The sequence below is a fragment of the Nonomuraea phyllanthi genome (assembly GCF_006334985.2).
Lineage (GTDB): Bacteria > Actinomycetota > Actinomycetes > Streptosporangiales > Streptosporangiaceae > Nonomuraea > Nonomuraea phyllanthi.
Genome location: NZ_VDLX02000006.1, coordinates 377,494 through 400,605 on the forward strand (window position 1 = coordinate 377,494; position 23,112 = coordinate 400,605).

The following is a 23,112-nucleotide window of genomic DNA, read 5'->3' on the forward strand; positions in this document are numbered from 1 at the left end:
CAGACCTCGCCTCGCCACGTGGTCGAGCGCCTCGTCCGCCGACCATCTGCCAGAAGCTCCTAGGGCTCCGGAGTCCTGTGCGTTCGGGCCGGTCGGGTGCGAATCGAGTACGGCGTCTCGCCGGGGGAGCGGACGTCCGCTGCTCGCTTGAGCGCCGACAGCACCGGGATCGTCGCCAGGAGCACGGCGGTCAGTGCGCCGATGCCGAGAAACGCCTGCTGCACTCCGGTGGCGTCAGCGAGCAGGCCGAAGTACGCGGGGCCGGCGAGGTAACCGACATAGGCGACGGTGGAAATGGCGGACGTGGCTCGTCCGCGTGACTCGTCGGGGATCGGTCGAAGTCCGTAGGACAGCAAGGTGGGAAAGAGGATCGAGGTGCCCGCCGCGGCAGTGACGATGCCCACCAGCGCGAGCGGCAGCGTGGGCGCGAACGCCGTCAGGACGCCTCCGGTCGTGGCGATCACGCCTCCGCCGGCCAACGTGACGATCGGGTGCCGGAAGGTGATCGTGGCGGCGGCGAAACGGGCCAGCGCCGCCGTCGTGGCGAACGCCGCCGGCGCGACGGCGGCCAGCGGGGACGAGGCCGCGAACCCGTCGGTCAGCAGGACGGCACACCAGGACTGGTACGCATTCTCCGACGCGAACGCCAATGCGCCGATCGCACCGATCACGAGCAGGGGCATCCATCGCGGCGCGTGACCGGCGTGCGTCGGCACGTTCTGGCCCTTGCGTACGGCGGCGTCCTGAGCGGGGACCGAGCGCGTCGCGGCGATGACGGCCAGACCGAGGGCCACGGTGACGAGGGCGGCCGCGGCGAAGTTCACCAGCAGGCTGTCCGCCAGTCCGGTAAGCGCGCCGGCGCCCAGGCTGGAGACGGCGACCGTGGCGGAGAACGCCGCGTGCGAGCGGGCCACGATGGGGCGTCCGGTCCGCTTCTCAACCGTCGCCGCCAGGGTGTTGATCGCCACATCAGACGCTCCAGAACCGGCTCCTGCCAGGAGGATGCCGGCGCATAACGCGGCATAGGTCGCCGACGTGAGGGAAACCACGAGGCCCATGACGCCCAGCAGTGCGAGCAGCACGCCGGCGACACGGAGCCCGAGCGCGTCGATGAGCCGCCCGGTCAGGAGCATGGCGGGCAGGGCCCCGGCGGCCACGAAGAGCAGCGCGATGCCGAACTCCGCATCGCTCACATCGGCTTGGGCGCGCAGCAGGGGGAGGCTGGCACCCCACACACCCCAGAAAGCGCCGAATCCGGCGAAGCCGAGGAACGGCGCGGCACGGAGCGCTGTGGAGGGGCGAGCGATCTCGGTCGACATATGTGTAACGCTACACAAATAAGATGGTCCCGTGCCAGCCAGCCGTAGACGTGTGACGCTGAAGGACGTGGCGGCTCGTGCGGGAGTGTCCCCCATGACCGCCTCCTATGCCTTCACCCGGCCCGCGCGGGTCGCGACCGCCACCCGCGAGCGCGTGCACCGCGCGGCCAGCGAGCTGGGGTATCGCCCGGACGCCGTGGGGCGCGCGCTGAAATCCGGTCGTACGCACCAGCTCGGGGTGGTTTTCAGCGAGCACCTGGCGTATGCCTTCGACGACCCCCAAGCGGCGCAGTTCCTGGCCGGGGTCGCGGAGGTCTGCGTCGAGGAAGGCCGAGGTCTCACCTTCATCCCCACGCGCGGCGACGCCGCCGACGCTGATCGGGTGCTGTCCGCGGCAGTCGATGGTTTCGTGTTGTGGACCACCGCGGAGGACGATCCGGTGCTGGCGGCGGTCGCCGGCGATCCGCGCCCCGCCGTCATCCAGGGGGGTCCACCACGTCAGGGAATCACGTGCGTCACCCAGGACGACTACCAGGCCGCACGCGCGGTGGCCTCCCATGCACTCCGCGACGGCCGGACGCCCGTACTGATCTCTTTCCCGCTCGATCGCCACCGCGAGCACATGGTGACGACCGGCGCGAACCTGCCGTCACGCGCACCGTTTCCCGTCACCGACGCCCGTCTGCGCGGCTACCGTACCGCCATCGAACAGGCCGGGCTCAGCTGGACGAGCACGCCCGTCGCCGTCGTGGCACGCAACACCCAGGCCGATGGCGCCGCGGCGGCGCGAGAACTCGCCCCCCAGCTCACTCCCCATGCGCTCGTCATCGCCATGAGCGACGAGCTCGCCCTCGGAGCCCACCAGACCCTCCGCGAGACCCACCCGCAGGCGGCCTACCTCGGCTGGGACGCGTCACCGGCCGGCCAACGGCTCGGCATCACGTCCGTCACCAACCCGCTTCGGGACCAAGGCCGCCAATGCGCGCGCCTGGCACTCAACCCCGACCAGCCGAACGGCGAAGAGATCCCATGGTCCATCACGTCCGCCTCCGACGCCCACGGGGCATGATCCCTTGGACACCCCCTCGGCTACCGGGAGCACGCTCCCGTTCACGACGATGGCCAGGCCTCTACCGCCCCCTGACCCGCCCCCCTTTCGTCGGCAGGCTCTCAGACCTCTGTGGACATGACGAAGTGGGAGTGTTCCGTCTCCAGCCACTGATCGGTCATGTGGCCACAGGAGACTTGGGTACCGCGGCGACGTCGTCGTGTTCGATCTCGGCGCCCGTGATGGTCATCGGCGTCTCGCTCTCCGGGTCCGCGCCGGAACAGCGCGCGACCTGCTCGACGTCGAGACCGGAACACCAGGTGACGCAGGCCGGATCAGGCGTCCGTTGAGCGATGAGCGTCGCCGTCGATCGGGCTTCGGGGGAGTCCCGTTCCATCGGGATCAGCCCGAAGACCGGTGACGGCGAAATGCCACGAAGCCGATATCCGTGACGAGCATCAGGACCCTACTCGCGCGCGGCACGGTCGATGGCCTCCATCAGGTAGCGGCGGGTTGCCTCATGCAGCTCAGGTCCGGGCGGGCCGAGCCCGAGCAGCCTGGCCGCCCACCACCCGTCCACGGCCAGCCGTACGGCTGTCGCCGCCGCGGGGTCGATGCCGTCGTCGGCGAGCCGGGCCTGCCAGGCGGCGAACCTCTCGCGCAACGGCTCGAGCTCCGCCGGGTCGACGAACAGCACGGCGAGCAGCGCGACGGTGACACGGTCGGCGGGCACCGTGGCCGTGGTGTGCCGCTCGGGGATGGTCGCCTCGACATAGGCGCGCAAGAAGTCGCCCGGATGGGGGCCCGCCTGGGCGAGCGCGTCCTCGAAGGCCCTGGTCAGCCGGTCGGCCATGGCGCGGACAAGAGCCTGTTTGGTGGGGAAGTGGTAGAACAGCCCGCCCTTGGAGACCCCGGCCCGCTTGGCGACGGCTTCGAGGGTGAGCGACTCACCTCCCTGCGACAGCAGCACGTCAGCGGCGGCGTCGAGGAGACGCTCCTTCGAGCTCGGTCGTGGCATACCCCCACCATACCGGTCGGATGGTACAGTTATGAAAGCAATCCTCCCCTCAATGGCGGGACCGACGGCGATGGTGACTGCGTCACCCACCATGCACGCAGGACGGTGACCCGGCGGCCGGACGGGGTGGTCGCCTGCTCGAAGCCGCCGCGTTCCCTCCAGGGCGGAGCTTCGGGGCGGCGGTCGAAGATGACCAGGACGCCGGTGGCCATTACCGGCGCGTCCCCGGTGGGGTCGGCCGCGGGTCAGGTGTGCGGCTCAGATCATCCGCCGCAGGGCGGTCTCCACAGCGTCGACGAGCGCATCGCCTTCGGTGTCAGGGTGGCGGGTGAGGCCGAGTTCGACGTCCGGCAGGGCGGGCAGCGCGGCCGGGTCGTGGCAGGCCATGGCCGGCTCGAGGTTGGCGGGCAGAAGCGCCGCGACCCCGAGCCCGGCCCGTAGTGCGGCGAGCACTCCGGCGAGGCTGTTGCTCTCGAACGCCACCCGCCAGCGGCGCCCCGTGTTCTCCATCGCTTCCAGCACCGACGTCCGCCAGGAGCACGCGTTGGAGAACAGCACCACGGGCAGCGGATCGGCGTCGACGGCGACACCCTGCCCGACCGCCCAGACCAGCGGCAGGCGCACCGTCCAGCGCGGCGGCCAGGGAAGATCCTTGACCTCGTCCAGCACGAGTTGGACACGGCCCGTGTCGTAGGCCTCCCGCATCGCCGCGTCGGAAAGGGTCAGCACCTCCAGCGTCGCGTCGGGGTGCAGCCGGGCGAGGTCGGCGAGTGCCTGAGGAAGGCGCGAAGCAGCGAGATCCTCGTGAACTCCCACCCCGCAGTGCCCGGTGAGCGCGCGTCCCGTTTCGGCGAGTGCCTGCGCCGACAGCGCGAGAATGCGCTCGGCGTAGGGCAGCAGTTCCTCGCCCACCCGGGTCGGCGAGACGCCGGACGGCGCCCGATGCAGCAGCGGACTGCCGACGGCCCTTTCGAGCTTGCGCAGCTGCTGGCTGAGCGCGGGCTGGGTGCGGCCGAGCGCCGCCGCCGCGCGGCTGATGCTGCCCGCTCGCACGGTGGTGACGAACGAGCGCAGCAGGGCGGTCTCGAGGTCACGTGTCATAAGCATCCATTATGCCTGCCCCAACGAATTGACGACTTCCTATGACGTTCCGGGCCGTCTAACGTCCCATCGGTGACCACTTTGCGACAGGTGCTCGCGGTGCCGGGGATGACGCCACTGCTGGGCATCTCGCTGCTCGCTCGTACCGCGATCACAGCGGACGGGGTGGCGTTGACCATGTACGTCCTCGTCGCCCTCGACATGAGCTACGCGGCGGCGGGCATCGTGGTGTCGGCGCTCACCGCCGGTGTCGCGCTGGGCGGCCCGCTGCTGGGCCGGATGATCGACCGGCGGGGCCTGCGTACCGTGCTGCTGACCACACTCGTGCCGCAGATCGTGTTCTGGCTGACCGTTCCCGTGCTGCCGTACATCATCTTGGTGGGGGCCGCCTTCGCCGCCGGTCTGCTGATGGTGCCGGTCCAGTCGACCACCAGGCAGGCGATCACCGCGATGACGACGGCAGGGCAGCGGCGGGCGGCGTTCGCGCTGGAGTCGGTGGCGGGCGAGCTGTCGTACATGGTCGGCCCGGCGGTGGTGATCCTCTGCGCGGCGACGGCGTCCCCCAGCGTGGTGGCATGGGGCGTGGGCGCCGCGATCGTCGCCGGCGGGGCGGGGATCGCCCTGCTCAACCCGCCGCTGCGGGCCAAGGACGAGGCGGACGGCGAGGCGGCGGCCCGCCCCCGGCGCCGGGAGTGGCTGGGAGCGCGCATGGTCGCCGTCCTGACGATGGGGTTCGGCGTCGCGATGCTGCTCAGCGGCGTCGATCTGGCCATCGTCGCCACCCTTCAGGAAGTCGGCCAGCTCTCGTGGGCGTCCGTGGTCGTGGCCGTGTTCGGGGTCACGTCCGTCGTGGGTGGCCTGGTGTACGGTGCGCTGCCCCGGCCGATGCCGACCTGGCTGCTGCTCGGCCTGCTCGGGCTGGTGACGGTTCCGGCCGGACTCGCCCATGACTGGCGCTGGCTGTGTGCGGCCCTCATCGGTGCCGGGCTGCTCACCGCACCGACCCTCTCCACGGTCGCCGATGCGGTGAGCCGGCTGACCCCGGCCGGCGTGCGAGGCGAGGCGGCGGGTCTTCATTCCTCGGCGGCGAGCGCGGGATTCGCGCTCGGCTCCCCGATCGTGGGAGCGGCGATCGACGCGTCCGTGCCGGCGGCGGGATTCGCGGCGGCCGGCCTGACCGGCCTGCTCGCCGCGCTGGTGGGATCCCTGCTCTCGCGCCGCTCACCCGCTGCCGCGCCGTCTCCGCCGTCCTCCTCGCAGGAAGTCGAGCCCTGTGACGCCGGCGCGCCGGCCCCGTGACGTCGGCTCCGGTACGGCTACGGGCGTACTCCTCGGGGTGATCGTCGCGGCGGTCACGTGGAAGGCGGCCGGCCCGCCGGCCCCGCATCGATGACGGGTGCGCCGATCGATGGCCGGTGATCGGGGCGTCCAGGGCCGGGGCTTGGGCGGCCTGCCGGTCGTAGGCGGTGACGATGGCGTCCAGGAGGCCGGGAAAGTGGGCGTCGAGGTCGTCCATTGGTGTGACATGGGGATTATCCTCCGGGCGGTCAGCGCCGCGCGGCGGCGGGTTCGGTGTCCACGGTCCTGGGCGTGCGCAGGGTTGCCGCGGCGAGCAGGGCGCCGGCGAGGGCGATGCCGGCGGCTCCGACGAAGGCGGCGGAGAAGCCGCTGGTCAGGGCGGGCAGGTTGCCGAGCTGTCCGGAGCCGTTGGCGGCGGCGACAGCGGTCATGGCGGCCAGGCCGAGGGCGGAGCCGACCTGGTAGCTGGTGTTGACGATGCCCGATGCGAGGCCTCCCTCCTCGGGACGGGCGGAGGAGATGGCGGTGCCGAGGGAGGGGATGAAGGCCAGCGACATGCCGAGCGCGGCGACGAGGCCGGCGGGCAGGACGTCGACGGCGAAGCTGCCGTGCGGGCTGATCAGCGACAGCCAGGCCATTCCCGCGGCGAGCAGGACGAGGCCCGTGACGGTGGTCGTCTTGGGGCCGAACCGTGCGAGGGCGCGGGGAGCCAGGACGATCATGCCGAGCATGATGAGCACGGTCATCGGCAGCAGGGCCGCGCCGCTGGGGAAGGCGCTGTAGCCGAGGACCTGCTGCAGGTAGAGGTTGAGGAAGAACCACATCGGGATCCAGGCCCCGCCGAGCAGGAGCTGGGTGAGGTTGGCGGCGGCCAGGTTCGGGGTGCGGAAGATCGACAGTCGCATGAGCGGCTGGCGGCGGCGGGCCTGGACGGCGACGAAGGCGCCGAGCAGGACGACGGCACCGGCCAGGACGAGCCAGGTCTGCGCCGAGTCCCAGCCGATCTCGGGAGCGCGGACGATGGCGTAGACGGCGGCGCCCAGGCCGGCGGTGACGGTCAGCGCGCCGGTCACGTCGATGGCGCCGCGCCGGGTGCGGGTGGCGGGCATCAGAGGGCCGGTGGCGAGTAGGGCGACGAGCGCGATCGGGATGTTGATGTAGAAGACCCAGGGCCAGCTCAGGTACTCGGTGATGACGCCGCCGAGGAACACCCCCGCGGTGCCGCCCGCCGGAGCGGCGGCGCCGTACAGGGCGAGGGCCTTGGTGAGCTCCTTGGGATCGTGGCCGAACAGCATCATGAGCAGGGTGAGCGCGGACGGCGCGATCAGCGCCGCACCGACGCCCTGCACGGCGCGACCGGTCAACTCGACCCAGACCTCGGGGGCCACGCCGGCCACCAGCGAGCCGATGAGCAGGATCAACCAGCCGGCGCCGAACAACCTGCGGGCGCCCAACAGGTCCGACAGGCGGCCGCCGAGCAGGAGGAGCCCGCCGAAGGCCACGACGTAGGCGTTGAAGACCCAGGACAGGTTCTCCTGCGAGAAGCCGAGGTCTTCCTGGATGCGGGGAAGGGCCACTCCGATGATCGACGTGTCCATGATGACGATGAACTGCGCCGCGGCGATCAAGGCCAGCGCGGCCCAACGCCGTGAGGATGGTACGGACATGGTGCACTCTCCAAAATCTGCCCTACGGGGGTAGGGCATATGCCAGCCCCTGCTGGAGGCCGAGGCGTCCGAACGACGCTTGCCATACCTGTAGGGGGTATATGAGGAAGATGTATATACGCCTAGGGGGTATGTGTCAAGGCGCGTCTTCGGCCGCGGATGGAGCCTTGCGAAGCCGGATGGCCCGCTACGTGCAGCTCGGCACTGTCAGGCGTAGTCGAAAAGGACCACGACATCGAAGCCGCGGTCGGGACGGCCCGTGACCGCCGCGGCGCCAGGTCGTGGATCGACGTCGCGTCCACGGTTGTGCCGGGCTGCCGGACGCAGCATGCCGGGGGACGGGTCGATGCCGCAGACCCGATCGGCGTCGATGTGTCAGGGCAGACCGCCCCACGGAGCGCTGGAGGGCGGTCCTCAGTGGCCGTGGTGGTACTGGTGCGTCACCGCGTGGCCCTTGCCGCGGGAGATCAGCCACTTGTTCACCGGCGTCGTCAGCACGAACGCCACCAGCAGCGACCCGGCCAGCGCCGCCCAGAACAGCCAACTGGCCAGGCCCGCGTCCATGGCGCCTGGCACGACCAGCATGACCGTGTTGTCCACGATCTCCATGATCAGGATGGAGACGGTGTCGGCCGCCAGCGCGACCTTCAACGCCGTACGGAAGCCCACCCCCGCCCGCAGCACGCCCCGCATGGTCAGCGCATAGCCGAACACGAAGGCCAGCGCCACCGACAGCACCACGGTCGCGGCGTTGGAGAGGCCGGCGGCGGTGCCGATGACCATGCCCAGCACCTCGCCGATGGCACACCCGGTCAGGCAGTGCAGCGTCGCCTGCGCGGCCATCGCCCAGGTGGCCGCAGGCGGGTGATCTTGCCCGGCCGGTTCGGTCGCATGGTGAACCCGCTCGTGCCCGGAGGGCCGCCCGGGGTCAGGCGTCGCGTGATGGTGATCGCTGTGGTCCATGAAGATGCTCCCCGGTCGTGAAGCTCCAACTGTACGGCGGGGGGGTATCGCTGCAAAGCGAGGAGCGGTGCGCCCGGCGTCCTGTCATGCGCGTCCGCTTCGAGCGGCGCGCGTCAGGTCCACCCGGATGATCGCGATGACCGCGGGATCTGACAGCGCGCGCGGAGCGGGACGTCGCAGGTCGATGGCCTGTGCGAGACAGGGCGTATGCATTCCGGCAGAATGCGGCCTCTGCGGCGGCTCGTACACTGGCCGGGTGCCGAAGCTGTGGAACGAGACGATCGAGGCGCACCGCCGTACCGTGCACGACGCCATTCTCGACGCCACCGTCGAGCTGGTGCGGGAGCGGGGGCTGCTGGCGGTGACGATGTCGCAGATCGCCGAGAAGACCGGCATCGGCAGGGCGACGCTCTACAAGTACTTCCCCGACGTCGAGACGATTCTGGCCGCCTGGCACGGCCGTCACGTCGCGGCTCACCTGGAGCAGCTCGCCCGGGCGGGGGAGCGTGGGGGCGACGCCGGGCAGCGGTTGGAAGCCGTTCTGGAGACGTACGCGCTCATCCACCATCAGATGGCACGGCACGGTTTCGGCCCCGACCTGGTCGCGCTGCTGCACCGGCCGGATGACGTCGGCCACGCCCAGCACCGGCTGTCCGCCATGCTGCGTGACGCGCTGGCCGATGCCGCGCGGGCCGGGGCCGTCCGCGACGACGTGGCGCCGGACGAGCTCGCCGCGTTCTGCCTGCACGCGCTGCGGGCGGGCGCCGTCCTCCCGTCGCAGGCGGCTGTCCGGCGGCTCGTCGCGGTCACCCTGGCCGGGTTGCGAGCCCGCTGAGCCGGTTCCCGCGGGGCCGGCGTCAGCCGGCCCCGGGGGAGGAGCGGCGGCGGCGCCAGAGGTGCGTGGCCACGAGGGCGGCCTTCACCAGTACGGCCACCAGGACGAGGTCCGACCCCAGGCTCGCCCATTGCGGGATCGAGAGCATGCCCGCGGCCAGAGCCACGTGCACGGCGACGGCCAGGACCGCGGCCAGCGTGAGTCCGAGCACGGTGTGCCGTCCTCGACGCGGCGCGCCGGCGGTTCCCCCGCCGGGCCGGTCCCAGACCACGGTCAGGTTGTCGCGTCTGCCCATTCTGGTGATGTTCCGGGTGAGCAGGGCCTGGACGCGCCGCAGTCGCTCCTCGTCGTCTGCCTCGACACGTAAGGTCAACGCGTCCGGGGTGGCCCGCAGGACGCAGGTCGCCCCGTCCACGGTGATGGTGCCATCGGCGTCGGACCACTCGGCTTTGACGTCCTCGGGCCGCTCGCCGCCCAGGTGAGGGTCGCGGCCGGGATGAGCGGGGAACCCGGAGCCCATGTGCGCCGCGTGGCGGCAGAGCTGGACGAGATACCGGTCGGCGCGGTCCGTTGTGACTCGGCCTTCGGTGGTCGGCATGGCGTTCCTTTCGGTGATCTGAGGCGGGACGTCAGAGTCTGGTGAGCGCGGCGAGCCAGGACCGCACCCCTTCGGGGATGACGGTGTTGTCGATCCTGGCGGCCTCGATCGAGTCGATCTTCCAGCCGTGAGCGAACGCGTCCGCGATCTCCGCTCGGCTCACGCGCCGCGGCCCGTACTCGCCCTCGCCCGGTTGCCGGTCGCTGAAGCACAGCAGGAACAGCCGGCCGCCCGGCTCGAGCACCGAGCCCAGGCTCTCGACGTAGGCGCCCCGCTCGCCGTCGGGGAAGATGTGGAACACCAGGGAGTCGAGCACCGTGTCGAAGGACTCGCCGAGCTCGGCCAGCCGGAGCGCGTCATGGCGGAGGAAGCGCGCGGTGAGCCCGCGCTCGCGGGCCTTGGCCCGGGCGCGATCGATCGCGATGGGGGCGAGGTCGACGCCGGTGGCATCCAGGCCCAGCGCGGCGCACATGAGCGTGTGCTCGCCCGTGCCACAGCCGACATCCAGCACCTGCCCCTGAAGGGCGCCGGCCTCGGCGAGCTGGAGGAACGCCGGCTGGGGGCGGCCGATGTCCCAGGGGAGCGGGCCGCTGTAGAGCCCTTCCTGCGACCCGTGCGGCGTATCCGTCATGAAGATTCCCTTCCGTCCGAGGACCCGACATGGCGCCGCTTATCGAAGCGACCTGTTTGCAATATATACACTATGTATCGCAAAACAGGGGCCGGGAGATGCGCCACGCGTTCAGGGCAGTCGCAGCCGCCCGGGAAGAGCGGCTCCCGGAGAGCGCGGTGCGCGACGGACCGCGTGCGCGTTGACACCGGTCACCGTGGAATCCTAAATTGGACGAAATCGTCCATATCGCGGCCGCTGCCATCGACTCGGCCGTGAGACGCCCATCACCGAAAACCGTTGTGTCTGGAAGAGAGCACAGTGTGACAATCTCGCGTGGCTTCTTCGGCCATCACGATCCGGATGCCGTCGATCTGCCGCCCGGCCAGCATCTGACCCACGGATTCCCCGTGCTGACGGCCGGGCCGACGCAGCTGGTCTCTACGGAGGAATGGAGCTTCACCATCACGCCTGAGAGCGGCGAGCCGAAGCGGTGGAGCTGGAACGAGATGATGGCCTTGCCCTCCGAGGAGATCAACGTCGACATCCACTGCGTGACCCGGTGGACGAAACTCGGGACCCAGTGGCGGGGCGTCGCGCTCGACACCTTCTTCGAGGACATCGAGACCGACGACGACTACACGATGGTGCATTCGTACGGGGGCTACACGACGAACCTCCCGCTGGAGGACCTGGTCGGGGGTAAGGCCTGGATCGCGTACGAGTACGAGGGAGAGCCGCTCGACGTCGAGCACGGCGGTCCAGCCAGGCTCCTGGTGCCGCATCTCTACTTCTGGAAGTCCGCGAAGTGGGTGAAAGGCATCACGATGCAGCGCTTCGACGAGCCGGGCTTCTGGGAAGGCTTCGGCTACCACAACTACGGGGACCCGTGGCGCGAGGAGCGGCACGCCGGTGACTGACACGGACATCTGCCCGGTCAGCACGTAGACGTACGCCGGCCGTGGACGGCTGCTCGGCCCGACGGAACTGCTCGCCGGCCGAGCCTGCCACGCCCGACCGCGTCGCGGTCACCGCCGACCTCCTGCCCCGCGGCGAGGTCTCGCCGTACCTGGTGGAGATCATGGAGATCGGTGACGAGCGGCAGCGCGTTCTCGGGTAACGCGTAAGAGGGAGAGCCCTTCCCGACACCAACCTCCAGTCGAACGCGCAATCCGACTGTGCCCGCACCTCCTCGCGCGCCCACACGGCCGATCACGAGGGCGAATGCGGCCGGTCGCCAAAGGATCGATGAGGGGAAACGGAATGAAGGCAGTGGTTGGGGAGACCGTCGTGGCCGAGGCCGCGAACGAGGCGGTGGTCAGGATAGAGGGGAACGCCTACTTCCCGCCGGACTCGGTCGTGGCCGGCGTGCTCCGCGACAGCCCGACGCCGTACACCTGTCCCTGGAAGGGGAGGGCGCAGTATCACGACGTCCTGGTCGGCGAGACGGTGCTCAGGGACGGGGCCTGGTCGTACCCGGACATCAAGGAGTCGGCGGCGGCCCGTGTCGGCCGCGACTTCAGCGGTTATGTCGCGTTCGATGGGCGCCAGGTACGGATCGAGCTCTGACGGTCTTGGCGGGAGTGTGATGCGTCCATGGCCCCGCCGAACGATCACGCCGCAGGTCGAAAGACCGTCCATGCCCGCAGCCACCAACCAGGTGCGCGATGCGGACCCTGGCGCCAGGTTCCGCGCTCCGCAGATTTCCGAGCCCACAACGGAGGCGAGACCATGATGGAAACTCAAGTGATCACGGTGACCGATGACTCGTTCGAGAAGTTGGTGCTGGCGGCGGATTCTCCTGTCGTCGTCGACTTCTGGGCCGCGTGGTGCGGCCCGTGCCGGATAGTCTCGCCGATCCTGGACGAGATCGCCGCAGACCATGCGGACAAGCTCACCGTCGCCAAGCTCAACGTCGACGAGAACCCCAAGACCGCCGCACGCTACAACGTCATATCCATCCCGACCATCGCCGTGTTCCAGCACGGCAACCTGGCGACGACGATCGTCGGCGCTCACCCGAAGGCCGAGCTCGAGCGCCGGCTCGCCGACTACATCAGCGGCTCCTAGACGAACCATGAGCGGCACGGGGTGTGCGCTTCTTTGAAGCGATGCGCGCGACCCCGTCAGCGGAGGCGGTCAGCCGGGCAACGTCCGGACAAGGCGCCGCCGGTCCCGCCTCCGCCAAAGGGCTCGAACAGCACCTCGACGCCGTCACCCACCATGGGCCGGAGCGGCGTTGACGGTTACGTCCGAGAACGGGCGACCTCAGGCCGACCGAACCGCAGGTGCTTCGGCGGGCAGGTAGCCATTGGCCACCAGCGCGACGCGGAGCTTCTTCCGGGCGTCGAAGAGCACCTTGTACAGCGCGTTGTGGGTCGAGCCCAGTTCGTCGGCCAGAACGTCGATCGGCATGCCGTTGAGGACCGTCGCGACGAACACGAGCCGCTGGCGATCGGACAGGTTCTCTTCCACCGCGGATGAGATGGCGGCCGCGAACTCCCGGACCTGCGCCTCGTCCTCCGGGCTGACGTCGAAGCGCGAAGCGATCTTGGACCAGTCCTCTTGTTCGTACGGAACCTCGTGGCGACGCCAGAAGTGGCGGTTCATCCTGGTGGCGACGTTGAAGATCACGAATTTGCTCGCCCACGTGGTGAACCGTGCCTCACCTCGAAAGGTGTCCAGACGCTCGGTGACGGCCATCAGCGCGTCAGCGGCGGCCTGGTGGGCGATGTCCTCGAGTTCTGGGCCGTCCAGCTTGAGGACGGGAGCGCGTCGACGTGCCTCGGCATGCGCGACGCGGAGCAGCAAGGGATACAGCTCGGCGCATGTCGTCTCCCTCTGCGGGCCTGCGGCGGCGAGATCCCGCACCCACCGGCGGTTCTGTCGATCGAGCTCCGCGTCGTCCACTGCAACCTCCTCCGTCGGAGCAGCACAAACCGTGTACGCGCTGGTCAGGTCACTTCCGGTGCCACCCCTAAGCCACCATATAGTGGACGAAAAAGTCCATATGGCTCCAATCTACCAGGTGGGCCGAACGTCGCTTGGAACCCGCCTCTCGTGGGCCCTCGCCGGCGTGCTACGGCCGGCCGGGCTGAGAGGAGTCCGGTCCTGTGAGTGCCGAGACAAGGCCCTCCAGGTCTTGGGCGCATGGACCGCAGGCCAGAAGGTGCGCACGAACGTCCGGGAACCGCTTGCTGGGGTCGTTGCCCGCAGCAAGCAGTTCCGCGTACACGTCCAGCATCTCCATGGCTTCGTCGCAGCCGGCGTCGCGCGGATCGGTCCGGAGAAAGGCGTCCAGCCGAGCCCAGTGATCCCCCCGCTGATCGCCGGGTTCGTTCTGCGCGTTGTTGTCCACGCGTCCACCTTGGTCGATTCATGCCTTGGACTGTCGATTGCAGCTATTTCGGGGAGCGGCATCGAACGCGGGTGGCCAAAGGGACAATCGTTCTATGCCACCCGCTGTCGTGGCGTCAGGCGCTCGATTGCCGCGGGCGTGCTGTGCCACGGACCTCGCGTGGCCGGGGATCTCTTGGGGGGCTAATTCCGGCCCGCCATGACGCCGCCGTCGACGTTGAGGATCGCGCCGGTGACCCAGCCGGCATCGTCGGAGAGCAGGTACGTCACCGCGGAGGCGACGTCCTTGGGCGTTCCCACGCGGCCGAGCGGGTGGAAGCCGTTGAAGCTGTTGAACGTGGCGTCCAGCTGGTCCTTGGGCACGAACGCCTCGTACAGGGGGGTCGCGACTACGGCAGGCGCCACGGCGTTGACGCGGATCTTGTGCTCCGCGAGCTCCATGGCCAGGTTGTGGGTGAGCGCATGGAGGGCCGCCTTGCCCATCGAGTAACCGGTCGCGGGGGTTGCGGCGATGGCTTGGTGGGCCCACATCGAGCCGATGTTGACGATGGCGCCGCCGCCGGCACTGATCATGCCTCGGGTGACGGTCTGGGTGAGGAAGAAGGCTGACCTGGCGAGCTCGAGGTAGGCGTCGTAGTCGGAGCCCTCGTAGTCGAGGAAGGCCTTGGGGACGAAGAAGCCGGCCGAGTTCACCAGCAGGGTGGCGTCAGCGTGTTCGGCTGCCAGCGTGTCCTGGACCCGCCTGACGTCGTCGCGGTCGGCGAGATCGGCGGTGATGCCCCATGCCTCCCCGTTCTGGGACAAGGTCTTGACGGTGTCGTCCACGCGGGCCTGGTCGCGGCCGATGATGACGGCCGAGCCGCCGGCCGCGATGACGTCTTCGGCGCTCTGCCGTCCCATGCCGCTGCTGCCGCCGACAGCGATCAGTTTGCGCCCTTCGAAAGCGCCCATGCTTCTTCACTCCTTCGCGATGCGGCTCGTGCCGCAGTCGGCCTCTGAACCCGAGATCCCGTTGGTACGTCTTGGTGAGTGACCTGCTCGCGGCAGGTCTTACATGCCAGGTCGTCGGAAGCCTGGAAACCAGCCGGCATCTCGCTACGCGACGACGGGGATGACCGGAGACGACCCGGATGGGGCCCTGCGATCAGGCGGACCTCTGCCTGGCGCGAAGGCGCGGACCCGCTGGGACGCCGAAGTCCATGTACGGCGCGCCAGAAGCGCACGGTGCACCCGCTGACGTGCCCTAAATTGGACTCGATAGTCCGCACGCGCCTTAGCCGGGCGCCGGCCGGACCCACCGATCGGAGACGAGACGATGCGAGAAGAGAGCATGAAGCCATCGCCGGCCACCGTCGAGGTGCGCAAGGATGAGACCACCCGTCTTTACGAGGCACTGATCGACGGCCAGGTCGTCGGCAGTCTGGCGTACGAGACCACCGGCGGACGGGTCTCGCTCACGCACTCCTACGTGGACCAGGACCAACGGCATCGAGGCGTCGCTTCCGCACTGGCGCGCCACGCGCTCGAAGATCTGAGCCGGAGCCAGACCAAGGCCGGCGTCTACTGCGGGTTCGTCGCCGACTATGTCGAGGTACACCCCGAATGGAAGGATGTCGTCGACATCAACCGCTCGGCCTTCATCGCCACCCGCACCGCGCGAGACACGAACGGCGAGCGGTGACGCGCTGGACGATCCGTTACGGGCGCGCCGTCACACCGGTCACGGTCCGGGGTCTCCTATGACGAACGACCACCGGAGACCGGGCTATGCGGTGATCACCTTGGTCACCAACGACCGCAACGCGGGGACGACCTCGGCCTCGAACCAGGGATTCCTGGCCTGCCAGCGGAAGTTCAGCGGCGACGGGTGCACGAGCGGGATCATCGACGGCAGGTACTCGGCATAGGCGGACACCGTCTCGGTGAGGCTCGGCTTGGCCCGATCACCCAGGTAGTACTTCTGGGCGTACCCGCCCACCAGGATCGTGAGGGCGAGGTCCCCCAGTTCGGCGAGGATTCGCTTGTGCCAGAGGTCGGCGAAGCCCTTACGCGGTGGTAGGTCGCCGGACGCGCCCTTGCCCGGATAGTAGAAGTCCATCGGGAGGATCGCGAACAGGCTGGGATCGTAGAACTGCTCGTCGTCAACGCCCAGCCAGGTCCGCAGCTTCACACCACTGGCGTCGTTCCACGGCACGCGGCTCTCCTGGGCCCTCCGGCCGGGCGCCTGCCCGATGAGCGCGATCCGGGCGTCCGGCGCCACGGAGTAGATCGGCTCATAGCCGAGTTCGCGCGCCCAGGCGTTGGAGTCGTGTGCGACGATCTCAGCCCGGATCCCATCGAGCCTGTTCTTCACGGTTCCCTCCACGTTGGACCATCGAGTCCAGCCCAGGGGATCCTAGCCGTAGAACCAGCCGCTTTGAACCTTAAAGCGGACCCTCTGGTTCCGCCATGCCGCGCTCTGGCTTGGGAGGCGTCGATGAGTGTCGTCGGCAGGGGCTCCACGGGCGCCGCGAACGAATTGCCCCAAACCGGGCACGACGTGGCAGGGGATCTCCCCGGACGCGCTGTGTGCGAAGGTCGGGACGGCGCTCATCCCCAGCACCGTCGCGCAGCCCGCGGTGGCTCCGCGGAGGCATATATGGACCATATAGTCCAGCCAATATCCCTTTGCCTTAGCGGTCATTGCCTATAGTGGACCTTGTGGACCGTTATGGCCAGGACGGCGGCCGTGCCGACGAGCCTCCGATGGAGGAGACCGTCGAAGCCAGGTTCGGCAGGCTGCTCGCGATTCAGGAACCATTGTTGAACAACCTGCACTCGGTACGGGACCTCGTCCGATGGCGGGACGAGGTGGTCCGCCTGGAGGAGGGGTGCGACGGCGGGATCCGCCCGCTGGGCGACCTGGCCAAACTGCTCGCCGGCGGCGACGAGGCCGGACGGTCGGTGGTGCGCGCGGGCTTCGCGGCATGGGAGTCGCTCCTCGCGGGCGGAATCACCCGGATTCGCGAAAGCGGCGAGCTCGCGGCGGATGCCGACCCCGAAAGGCTCGCGACCAGCCTGATGGCCGCGCTGCAGGGCGGTCTGCTTCTCGCCCGCACCACCCGCGACGTACGGCGGTTGGAGGTGGCCCTGGACACCGCCCTCGGCTATGTCCGCGCACACGCCGTCACGCCGTGAGGAACGACTTCACGTGGTCAAGCGCCATGTCGAGGGCGATCTCCATGGGCTTGATGTCATGCGCGGTCTCAGCGAGGAGGTATCCGCCTTGCAGGGCGGCCATCAGGCCCGTGGCAAGCTTCTCCGGGTCGGCGTCCGGCCTGAGCACCCCGCTGTCCCGCATCCGCCGCAGGCCGGCGGCGAGCAGTCCTTCCCATTCCACGAACGACTCGGCGAGCGTGGCGCGGGCCTGGTCGTCCTGGTCGGCGAGCTCGCTGGCCAGCGAGCCGAGCGCGCAGCCGTAGGCGCCGTTCTGCAACGCGTTGCGCTGCACCAGCGCGTCGCGCCAGCGGACCAGGCCCCGGAACGACTTCAAGCGCTGAAGGTTGCCGCGCTCGCGCTCGAGGACCTGCGCGGCGCGCTCCGCGACGACGGCCCGGACCAGTTCTTCCTTGTCCGGGAAGTGGTTGTAGAGTTGCGATTTGCTGGTGTTGCTCGCGGCCCGGACGTCGTCCAGCGTGGTCGCGTTCACGCCCTTCACGTACGTCAGCTCGACAGCAGCCGCCACGATGCGCGCGCGGGTGGCGGCCCCACGTGGCGTCAGCCTCCGCGCCGGCTGTGTATTTTCCGGCCTGCTCACAGTCCTCAGGCTACCCTGTTTGATCACAGTTGCTGTATGGACTGCACGGTCCCACTCGGCCACGACCTGCCTCAGGACGGTGATGAGGTTCTCCGCGGTGAGGACGTGGCCGCCCACCTGCCGAAGGCCGTCAACTGGACTATATTGTCCATATATACCTAGCGTGGCATCAATCGAGCAAGCTTCCTCCTGCCACGGTGGCTGGGCACGGCAGCACGTCATATGGCGTCGTGGCGGTACGCCCTCGCCCGGCCGGGTATATCAGCACGAGTACTGTGATGGACGATATAGTCCGCAGAATCGCCCAGAGGGTATGGCGGCGAGGACTGGATGGGGAGGTGCCGGATGAAGGCGATCGTGGTGACGGACCAGGCCGCCGGAACGGCTGGGATGAGGCTGGCGGAGCGGCCCGAGCCGCAGGCGGAGAGGCTCGCCGGCCTCGAGGGCGCGAGCTACGGCGATGTCATCGTTGAGGTTCATGCGTCGGGATTCACCGGGAACGAGCTGTCGTGGCCCTCGACCTGGGTCGATCGCCTCGGCCGTGACCGGACGCCTTCGATCCCCGGCCACGAGCTGGCCGGTGTGGTCAGCGCTCTCGGCTATGGCACGACGGGGTTGTCGGTGGGCCAGCGGGTGTTCGGCCTCACGGACTGGACTCGCGACGGCACGCTGGCGGAGTACGTGGTCGTCGAGGCACGCAACCTCGCGCCGCTGCCGGGCGACGTCGACTTCACGGTGGCCGCGAGCGTCGTGATGTCGGGTCTGACCGCGTGGCAGGGGCTGTTCGAGCACGGCCGCCTCGGGGCGGGGCAGAGCGTCCTCGTGCACGGTGCGGCCGGCGCAGTCGGGTCAATGGCGACGCAGCTCGCCCGCGAGGCCGGCGCCTATGTCATCGGCACCGGGCGCGCCGCCGGCCGTCAGACGGCGCTCGACTTCGGCGCGCACGAGTTCGTCGACCTCGAGAACGACTCGCTGGAAGACGTCGGGGGAGCCGACCTGGTCTTCGACGTCTTCGGCGGCGACATCGGGAACCGGTCCGCGGGTCTGGTGCGAGCCGGAGGAACGCTGGTGGCCATCGCCGGACCGCCTGAAGCAAGGCCCGCCGACGGCCTGGCGATCGACTTCGTTGTCGTGCCCGATCGCCACCAACTGAGTGAGATCGTCCAGCGTGTGCGTGACGGACGCGTGCGGCCGAACATCGGCAGAATCGCAACCCTCGACGACGCCGTCGCCGCCCTCAACCCGACCGAGCGGGCCAAGGGGAAGACGATCATCCGCGTACGCACGTAAGGACTCGGCGACGCGATCGCCGGGCGGCGGATCGGCACAGCCCTGAGACCGCTTTGCTTTCGTCGATTCGGCACAGGACGGGGGCTTCGGTGACGTGCGATGGCTCTGGCCGGACCCGAGCCGCCCGAACCGGCAGCGACGCGCCGACTGACGAATGCCCGCTCGCACCGTGACCCGTGCAATCGCCGACATAGAGGAGTACAGAGATGACTCAGAGCCCGCATTCTGTCGACATCGACGGAGCACTGATTCGGACCGCGCGCCTGCACCTTGCCCCGTGGACGATGTCCGATGTCGAAGCGGCCCTGAGCATCTTCGGCGACGGAGAAGTCGCTCGATGGTTGGCGCCGGCCATGAAGCGCGTTCCGGACATGGCTGCCATGCGGCATCTGATGTCCAGATGGGTCGCAGACGGCGCAGCCATGGAGCCACCGCACGGCCGTTGGAAGGTCACTGATGTCGCCATCGGCCACACCGTCGGCGCGATCTCCTTGCTCCCTCTGCCTCCCGACGACATCGACTCCGAGATCAGCGTCCAGATCGCTCGTAGCTGGTGGGGGAATGGTTACGCCGGTGAAGCCGGAGAGGCGATCGCCCACTACGCCTTCGGCGCCGGCACCGACGAGGTCTTCGCCGTGTCGCGCCCGGCGAACCAACGCGCCGCGGCCGCCGCGCGGCGCATGGGGATGGACTGGGTCGGACAAACCGATAAGTACTACAACACGAGACTCGACGTGTTCCGTTTGCGTCGATACGACCTGGACGTACCGGCGGTCGCGGCGCCGCCGGATGCGGATCAGACGGATGAACTCACTGATATCTGACTAGTTCATGCCAGCATGCGCGCTGAGCATGAGATAAGACACAAAGGCATATTTCAGTCAGGCTGGGGCGCGGTGCGGGAGCGTCGGCGACAGGGTTTCGCGTCACGTGCGCGGCCCCAGGAACAGGCCGCCGCTGGCGTCGATCACCTGGCCGGTGATCCAGCGGGCGGCGTCGGAGGCGAGGAACGCCACCACGTCCGCGACGTCGCCGGCGTCGCCGAGGCGGTCGAGCGCCGTCGATCCGGCGATGAACCCGGCGAGGCCCGGCGCTTCGAAGACGGAGGCGTTGGCGGGAGTCCTGGTGGCGCCGGGGGCGACCGCGTTCACCGTGATCCCGCGGGCGCCGAGTTCGTTGGCCAGCGTCAGGCTCATCGTCTCGATGGCGCCCTTGGTCATGGCGAAGGACGTCTGGGCGGGATTGGCCATGCGCGTCGCGACGGACGAGATCGTGACGATGTGTCCGCCATCGCGCAGCAGGGGCAGAGCCCGCTGGATGATGAAGTACGGCGCCCGTACGTTCACGGCGAAGAGGTGGTCGAACTCGGCCCGGGTCGTGGCGCCGAGCGGCCCGGCGGGCTGAGCCGCGGCGTTGTTGACGACGATGTCGAGCGGCCGTCCGGCCAGGCCCGCCTCGATGCCCGCGAAGAGCTTCTCGACATCGCCGTCCACGCCGAGCTCCGCCTGCACGGCGAGGGCGGTCCCGCCCGCGCGCTCGATCTCGCCGACGGTCGCCATCGCGCCTGCCTCGTCCGTGCCGAAGTGCACGATCACCATCGCTCCCTTGGACGCCAGCCGGGTCGCGATCGCCTGGCCGATGCCGCGGGACGCTCCGGTCACCAGAGCCGCCTTGCCGGTCAGATCGCTCATGTCACCGCTCCTCATCTGTTAGGCACTACCGAATTGGTAGTCACTATCACGATGGTAGTGTCTATCATGTGCCTGATGAGCCTTCAACCCTGCGAGCGCGACGACGAGCCCAGACGCAGCGCGCGATCCAGGCCCATGCGATCCAGCTGTTCGGCGAGCGCGGATACGACGCCACGACCATGAACGACGTCGCCGAAGCGGCCGGCGTTTCGCCCATGACCGTCTACCGGCACTTCCCCACCAAGGAAGACCTCGTGCTGGTCGACCAGCACGGAGAGCTCATCGCCGAGCGGATCGCCGCCTCGTCACCCGGCCGGCCCCTGGTCCGGCGCATCGGCGGCGCGCTCGTCGAAGCGGCCGCCGCCCTGACCGGCGACGGCTTGTCGGCGGACCGCCGGTTCCTCCTCGTCCGCCTGCAGCTCATGATCTCCACACCAGCCCTGCGGGCCAAGCACCTGGACAACCAGTACGCCCTCCAGCAGGCCATCATCGACGCCCTCGACGGTGATGCCGCCGATCCCGACGCGGCGTTCCAGGCCCAGGCGGCGGCCAGCGCCTGCCTGGCCGCCCTGCACACGGCCCTGGTGCGCTGGGCCGTGGACGACGGGCGGTCCGACCTGCCCCGCCTGGTCGAAAAGGCACTCGCGGCCGTCTTCGGCGACGACGTCGTCGGGCGCGCACGATAACCGGCCGCGCGTCGCCCGAGCCGGTGGAGCAGCGTCGCACCCTGCGAGAAGCTCCTGATCCGGCGACGCACAAGCAGCCCTGGTCCCTCCACTCCGAGAGCCTTCCGCCGGAATTCGAACCTTCAATCCGCGAGAGGAGCGGCGTACCGCATCAGTCGAGCAGCGCGGTCGCCTCGACCTCGACGAGCACATCCGGCTCGAAGAGGTGGTCGACACCGATGAGGCTGGCCGGCGGCATGGGCAGCGGGAGGCCGATCTCTTCAGCGACACCCTCTACTCCAGCCATGAAGTCGCCGATCTTCTCCGGGCGCCACCGGGTCACGTAGAACGTCAGGCGCAGCACGTCCGCGAACGAGGCGCCCGCGCCCGCCAGGCCGAGGGCGGTGTTCCGCAGCGCCTGGGCGACCTGTCCGGCAAGATCGCCGGGCGCCACCGGGGTTCCGTCGGCCTGGCGGGCGACCTGCCCGCTGACATGTACCTGAGTCGTGCCCGTGCCGACGGCCACGTGGTGGTAGGGGGTGGGCTGCATCATGCCTTCCGGCGTGAAGTGCTGGACGGTCATGGCCGTTTCTCCTTTTCAAAGCAGGTATCCATAAGATATCTAGTACAAGAAGGACACTTCAACGAGACCAGGTTTCACCATGGATACCGACGGCGAACTCCGCATCGACGCCCCGCACCGCGAGCTCCTCGATCAGGTGCTCGACAAGTGGTCCCTCGGCGTGCTCAACGAGCTCTGCGAACGCCCCTGCCGCTTCAACGAGCTGCGTCGGGCCATTCCCGCGGTCACGCAGAAGTCGCTGACCGCTACACTTCGCCGACTTGAGCGCAACGGGGTGATCGAACGCGAGGTCGTCTCCACGCGTCCCGTGGCGATCAGATACCGGATCACGCCGCTCGGCAAGACCCTGCGGGAGCCCATTGACGTGTTGCTGGCGTGGGCCTCGGAGCACATGCCCGCGATCGAACGGGCGCGCGACGCCTTCGATACGCGGGTAGAGGCGGGCCATGCCGTAGCCGCACGACGCGGTCCACGCGCTGAGCCGCTGGACTGATCCCTGCCATGTCCGATCAGCTGGGCATATCGGTCGGGACCGCGGGTCTGACGGTCACGGTCCCCGGCGTCATCGCGGCGTTCGCATCGATCTGTCTGCCGTTGGCGGTGGGACGGCTCGACCGGCGCGTACTGCTGGCGGCCCTGCTCGCCGTGATGGCCATCGGCAGCGTGGTCTCGGCCCTGGCGCCGGCCTTCACCATTCTGATCGTCTCCCGGGTGCTGGCCGGGATCACCGTCGGCGGATTCTGGGCGATCGCGGGCAGCATCGCCGTACGGCTGGTGCCAGGACCGTCGGTGCCGCGCGCGCAGCTGGGCAATCCGGCTCTCGTGCCAGGCGTCGCCGCCACCGCGCTGCTCATGGCACCGTCCCCTTCCCGCGCTGCGGGATCGCCCAGTCGTCTTCGACCGGGGTCAGCAGGGCTCGGCGGGTGGTCGTTTCCGGTCACCAGCGGCTGAGCCGCCCGGCACGCCATCTCTCCCCGGAGAGGGCTGTCAGGATCGGTTCTCAAACGACCTTTCCTCCGCGATGTGTTAGCGCTAACTTTGGGCTTGATAGACGGATTTCTCTCCGGGCGGGCTTCAACGATCACGCGGTGAGCGTGCGCGAACCGGCAGTGCCGCCGGTCCATGGCGCATGCCCTCAAGGAGAGAACCATGACCAGCACCACGTCCCGTCGTGCCCGCTCGAGCGTGCGCGACCACGCCAGGTACCAGGACCATCTCGGCCGACGCGACCTTCCGGCCTGTGAGCAGATCACGTGACGACGCACGAGAAGG

The 23,112-nt window shown here is 69.3% G+C and carries 29 protein-coding genes; 14 read left to right on the forward strand and 15 right to left on the reverse strand.

Annotation, left to right across the window (positions count from 1 at the left end):
• Positions 1–59: 59 nt before the first annotated feature.
• Complete coding sequence (locus FH608_RS18775; protein ID WP_193318495.1) at positions 60–1,319, reverse strand: MFS transporter; 1,260 nt, start codon at positions 1,317–1,319, stop codon at positions 60–62.
• A gap of 67 nt (positions 1,320–1,386) precedes the next feature.
• Here FH608_RS18775 and FH608_RS18780 point away from each other — a divergent pair, with 67 nt between their 5' ends.
• Positions 1,387–2,388, forward strand: coding sequence for a LacI family DNA-binding transcriptional regulator (locus FH608_RS18780; RefSeq protein WP_226899695.1), 1,002 nt, complete (start codon positions 1,387–1,389; stop codon positions 2,386–2,388).
• Positions 2,389–2,545: 157 nt separating this feature from the next.
• Here FH608_RS18780 and FH608_RS18785 read toward each other — a convergent pair whose 3' ends face one another.
• The 3 genes from FH608_RS18785 to FH608_RS18800 all read right to left on the reverse strand — a co-directional run bounded on the left by FH608_RS18785 (position 2,546) and on the right by FH608_RS18800 (position 4,486).
• Complete coding sequence (locus FH608_RS18785) at positions 2,546–2,764, reverse strand: hypothetical protein (protein ID WP_139631831.1); 219 nt, start codon at positions 2,762–2,764, stop codon at positions 2,546–2,548.
• Between the two features lie 69 nt (positions 2,765–2,833).
• Entirely contained in the window at positions 2,834–3,385 is a 552-nt protein-coding gene (locus FH608_RS18790; RefSeq protein WP_139631832.1) for a TetR/AcrR family transcriptional regulator, read from the reverse strand.
• Between the two features lie 258 nt (positions 3,386–3,643).
• Positions 3,644–4,486 carry a LysR family transcriptional regulator gene (locus FH608_RS18800; protein WP_193318496.1) on the reverse strand — a complete coding sequence of 281 codons (843 nt, stop codon included), beginning with the start codon at positions 4,484–4,486 and terminating at the stop codon, positions 3,644–3,646.
• A gap of 72 nt (positions 4,487–4,558) precedes the next feature.
• On the opposite strand from FH608_RS18800, the gene FH608_RS18805 reads away from it, so the two are divergent.
• Complete coding sequence (locus tag FH608_RS18805) at positions 4,559–5,785, forward strand: MFS transporter (RefSeq protein WP_139631835.1); 1,227 nt, start codon at positions 4,559–4,561, stop codon at positions 5,783–5,785.
• Between the two features lie 248 nt (positions 5,786–6,033).
• On the opposite strand, the gene FH608_RS18810 is transcribed toward FH608_RS18805, so the two are convergent.
• Together FH608_RS18810 and FH608_RS18815 are read right to left on the reverse strand one after the other, a co-directional pair.
• Positions 6,034–7,452: an MFS transporter gene (locus FH608_RS18810; protein ID WP_139631836.1), complete on the reverse strand. Its 1,419-nt coding sequence runs from the start codon at positions 7,450–7,452 to the stop codon at positions 6,034–6,036.
• 414 nt (positions 7,453–7,866) lie between these two features.
• A complete protein-coding gene (locus FH608_RS18815) occupies positions 7,867–8,415 on the reverse strand; it encodes a DUF4396 domain-containing protein (protein WP_139631837.1) in 549 nt (182 codons plus the stop codon).
• Positions 8,416–8,671: 256 nt separating this feature from the next.
• On the opposite strand from FH608_RS18815, the gene FH608_RS18820 reads away from it, so the two are divergent.
• Positions 8,672–9,250, forward strand: coding sequence for a TetR/AcrR family transcriptional regulator (locus FH608_RS18820; RefSeq protein ID WP_139631838.1), 579 nt, complete (start codon positions 8,672–8,674; stop codon positions 9,248–9,250).
• A gap of 22 nt (positions 9,251–9,272) precedes the next feature.
• Here the strand turns inward: FH608_RS18820 and FH608_RS18825 are convergent, their stop codons facing one another.
• Entirely contained in the window at positions 9,273–9,848 is a 576-nt protein-coding gene (locus tag FH608_RS18825) for a DUF2218 domain-containing protein (RefSeq protein WP_139631839.1), read from the reverse strand.
• Positions 9,849–9,879: 31 nt separating this feature from the next.
• On the reverse strand, positions 9,880–10,479 hold the full coding sequence (locus FH608_RS18830; RefSeq protein ID WP_139631840.1) for a class I SAM-dependent methyltransferase: 600 nt from the start codon (positions 10,477–10,479) through the stop codon (positions 9,880–9,882).
• A 302-nt stretch (positions 10,480–10,781) separates the two neighbouring features.
• Here FH608_RS18830 and FH608_RS18835 point away from each other — a divergent pair, with 302 nt between their 5' ends.
• The 4 genes from FH608_RS18835 to trxA all read left to right on the forward strand — a co-directional run bounded on the left by FH608_RS18835 (position 10,782) and on the right by trxA (position 12,528).
• Entirely contained in the window at positions 10,782–11,378 is a 597-nt protein-coding gene (locus tag FH608_RS18835) for a sulfite oxidase-like oxidoreductase (protein ID WP_139631841.1), read from the forward strand.
• A 41-nt stretch (positions 11,379–11,419) separates the two neighbouring features.
• Complete coding sequence (locus FH608_RS51545; RefSeq protein ID WP_193318497.1) at positions 11,420–11,578, forward strand: hypothetical protein; 159 nt, start codon at positions 11,420–11,422, stop codon at positions 11,576–11,578.
• 143 nt (positions 11,579–11,721) lie between these two features.
• Positions 11,722–12,027 (forward strand): DUF427 domain-containing protein, encoded by a 306-nt coding sequence (locus FH608_RS18840; protein WP_139631842.1) that lies wholly within the window; start codon positions 11,722–11,724, stop codon positions 12,025–12,027.
• Between the two features lie 177 nt (positions 12,028–12,204).
• A complete protein-coding gene (gene trxA / locus FH608_RS18845) occupies positions 12,205–12,528 on the forward strand; it encodes a thioredoxin (RefSeq protein ID WP_317135568.1) in 324 nt (107 codons plus the stop codon).
• 198 nt (positions 12,529–12,726) lie between these two features.
• Here the strand turns inward: trxA and FH608_RS18850 are convergent, their stop codons facing one another.
• From FH608_RS18850 to FH608_RS18860, 3 genes are all read right to left on the reverse strand, one after another.
• A complete protein-coding gene (locus tag FH608_RS18850; protein WP_139631843.1) occupies positions 12,727–13,368 on the reverse strand; it encodes a sigma-70 family RNA polymerase sigma factor in 642 nt (213 codons plus the stop codon).
• Between the two features lie 169 nt (positions 13,369–13,537).
• Positions 13,538–13,816 (reverse strand): hypothetical protein, encoded by a 279-nt coding sequence (locus tag FH608_RS18855; RefSeq protein ID WP_139631844.1) that lies wholly within the window; start codon positions 13,814–13,816, stop codon positions 13,538–13,540.
• Between the two features lie 182 nt (positions 13,817–13,998).
• Positions 13,999–14,766 (reverse strand): SDR family NAD(P)-dependent oxidoreductase, encoded by a 768-nt coding sequence (locus FH608_RS18860; RefSeq protein ID WP_139631845.1) that lies wholly within the window; start codon positions 14,764–14,766, stop codon positions 13,999–14,001.
• 379 nt (positions 14,767–15,145) lie between these two features.
• Between FH608_RS18860 and FH608_RS18865 the strand changes: the two genes are divergently transcribed.
• Positions 15,146–15,496, forward strand: a complete 351-nt coding sequence (locus FH608_RS18865; RefSeq protein WP_193318498.1) for a GNAT family N-acetyltransferase — start codon at positions 15,146–15,148, stop codon at positions 15,494–15,496.
• Positions 15,497–15,580: 84 nt separating this feature from the next.
• Here FH608_RS18865 and FH608_RS18870 read toward each other — a convergent pair whose 3' ends face one another.
• Complete coding sequence (locus FH608_RS18870) at positions 15,581–16,168, reverse strand: uracil-DNA glycosylase family protein (protein ID WP_139631847.1); 588 nt, start codon at positions 16,166–16,168, stop codon at positions 15,581–15,583.
• A gap of 392 nt (positions 16,169–16,560) precedes the next feature.
• On the opposite strand from FH608_RS18870, the gene FH608_RS18875 reads away from it, so the two are divergent.
• Positions 16,561–16,992 carry a TetR family transcriptional regulator C-terminal domain-containing protein gene (locus FH608_RS18875; RefSeq protein WP_139631848.1) on the forward strand — a complete coding sequence of 144 codons (432 nt, stop codon included), beginning with the start codon at positions 16,561–16,563 and terminating at the stop codon, positions 16,990–16,992.
• Here FH608_RS18875 and FH608_RS18880 read toward each other — a convergent pair.
• The gene (locus FH608_RS18880; RefSeq protein WP_226899669.1) at positions 16,982–17,611 is read right to left on the reverse strand and encodes a TetR/AcrR family transcriptional regulator; all 630 of its coding nucleotides are present in this window, start codon (positions 17,609–17,611) and stop codon (positions 16,982–16,984) included. The genes FH608_RS18875 and FH608_RS18880 overlap by 11 nt on opposite strands.
• A 345-nt stretch (positions 17,612–17,956) precedes the next feature.
• On the opposite strand from FH608_RS18880, the gene FH608_RS18885 reads away from it, so the two are divergent.
• Both FH608_RS18885 and FH608_RS18890 read left to right on the forward strand, forming a co-directional pair.
• A complete protein-coding gene (locus FH608_RS18885; RefSeq protein ID WP_139631850.1) occupies positions 17,957–18,901 on the forward strand; it encodes an NADP-dependent oxidoreductase in 945 nt (314 codons plus the stop codon).
• A 206-nt stretch (positions 18,902–19,107) separates the two neighbouring features.
• The gene (locus tag FH608_RS18890; RefSeq protein WP_139631851.1) at positions 19,108–19,725 is read left to right on the forward strand and encodes a GNAT family N-acetyltransferase; all 618 of its coding nucleotides are present in this window, start codon (positions 19,108–19,110) and stop codon (positions 19,723–19,725) included.
• A gap of 102 nt (positions 19,726–19,827) precedes the next feature.
• On the opposite strand, the gene FH608_RS18895 is transcribed toward FH608_RS18890, so the two are convergent.
• Entirely contained in the window at positions 19,828–20,592 is a 765-nt protein-coding gene (locus FH608_RS18895) for an SDR family NAD(P)-dependent oxidoreductase (RefSeq protein WP_139631852.1), read from the reverse strand.
• Between the two features lie 68 nt (positions 20,593–20,660).
• Between FH608_RS18895 and FH608_RS18900 the strand changes: the two genes are divergently transcribed.
• Entirely contained in the window at positions 20,661–21,278 is a 618-nt protein-coding gene (locus FH608_RS18900; protein ID WP_226899670.1) for a TetR/AcrR family transcriptional regulator, read from the forward strand.
• Between the two features lie 151 nt (positions 21,279–21,429).
• On the opposite strand, the gene FH608_RS18905 is transcribed toward FH608_RS18900, so the two are convergent.
• Entirely contained in the window at positions 21,430–21,840 is a 411-nt protein-coding gene (locus tag FH608_RS18905; protein WP_139631853.1) for a RidA family protein, read from the reverse strand.
• Between the two features lie 79 nt (positions 21,841–21,919).
• On the opposite strand from FH608_RS18905, the gene FH608_RS18910 reads away from it, so the two are divergent.
• Together FH608_RS18910 and FH608_RS18915 are read left to right on the forward strand one after the other, a co-directional pair.
• The gene (locus FH608_RS18910) at positions 21,920–22,333 is read left to right on the forward strand and encodes a winged helix-turn-helix transcriptional regulator (protein ID WP_139631854.1); all 414 of its coding nucleotides are present in this window, start codon (positions 21,920–21,922) and stop codon (positions 22,331–22,333) included.
• An 8-nt stretch (positions 22,334–22,341) separates the two neighbouring features.
• Positions 22,342–22,791 carry an MFS transporter gene (locus FH608_RS18915; RefSeq protein WP_139631855.1) on the forward strand — a complete coding sequence of 150 codons (450 nt, stop codon included), beginning with the start codon at positions 22,342–22,344 and terminating at the stop codon, positions 22,789–22,791.
• Positions 22,792–23,112: the final 321 nt, after the last annotated feature.

Bases quoted from the DNA above. Each gene is read 5' to 3' on its own strand.
- FH608_RS18775 (WP_193318495.1), bottom strand. From the start codon at position 1,319: ATGTCGACCGAGATCGCTCGCCCCTCCACAGCGCTCCGTGCCGCGCCG.
- FH608_RS18785 (WP_139631831.1), bottom strand. From the start codon at position 2,764: ATGGAACGGGACTCCCCCGAAGCCCGATCGACGGCGACGCTCATCGCT.
- FH608_RS18790 (WP_139631832.1), bottom strand. From the start codon at position 3,385: ATGCCACGACCGAGCTCGAAGGAGCGTCTCCTCGACGCCGCCGCTGAC.
- FH608_RS18800 (WP_193318496.1), bottom strand. From the start codon at position 4,486: ATGACACGTGACCTCGAGACCGCCCTGCTGCGCTCGTTCGTCACCACC.
- FH608_RS18810 (WP_139631836.1), bottom strand. From the start codon at position 7,452: ATGTCCGTACCATCCTCACGGCGTTGGGCCGCGCTGGCCTTGATCGCC.
- FH608_RS18815 (WP_139631837.1), bottom strand. From the start codon at position 8,415: ATGGACCACAGCGATCACCATCACGCGACGCCTGACCCCGGGCGGCCC.
- FH608_RS18825 (WP_139631839.1), bottom strand. From the start codon at position 9,848: ATGCCGACCACCGAAGGCCGAGTCACAACGGACCGCGCCGACCGGTAT.
- FH608_RS18830 (WP_139631840.1), bottom strand. From the start codon at position 10,479: ATGACGGATACGCCGCACGGGTCGCAGGAAGGGCTCTACAGCGGCCCG.
- FH608_RS18840 (WP_139631842.1), top strand. From the start codon at position 11,722: ATGAAGGCAGTGGTTGGGGAGACCGTCGTGGCCGAGGCCGCGAACGAG.
- FH608_RS18860 (WP_139631845.1), bottom strand. From the start codon at position 14,766: ATGGGCGCTTTCGAAGGGCGCAAACTGATCGCTGTCGGCGGCAGCAGC.
- FH608_RS18865 (WP_193318498.1), top strand. From the start codon at position 15,146: ATGAAGCCATCGCCGGCCACCGTCGAGGTGCGCAAGGATGAGACCACC.
- FH608_RS18875 (WP_139631848.1), top strand. From the start codon at position 16,561: ATGGAGGAGACCGTCGAAGCCAGGTTCGGCAGGCTGCTCGCGATTCAG.
- FH608_RS18885 (WP_139631850.1), top strand. From the start codon at position 17,957: ATGAAGGCGATCGTGGTGACGGACCAGGCCGCCGGAACGGCTGGGATG.
- FH608_RS18890 (WP_139631851.1), top strand. From the start codon at position 19,108: ATGACTCAGAGCCCGCATTCTGTCGACATCGACGGAGCACTGATTCGG.
- FH608_RS18895 (WP_139631852.1), bottom strand. From the start codon at position 20,592: ATGAGCGATCTGACCGGCAAGGCGGCTCTGGTGACCGGAGCGTCCCGC.
- FH608_RS18905 (WP_139631853.1), bottom strand. From the start codon at position 21,840: ATGACCGTCCAGCACTTCACGCCGGAAGGCATGATGCAGCCCACCCCC.
- FH608_RS18910 (WP_139631854.1), top strand. From the start codon at position 21,920: ATGGATACCGACGGCGAACTCCGCATCGACGCCCCGCACCGCGAGCTC.
- FH608_RS18915 (WP_139631855.1), top strand. From the start codon at position 22,342: ATGTCCGATCAGCTGGGCATATCGGTCGGGACCGCGGGTCTGACGGTC.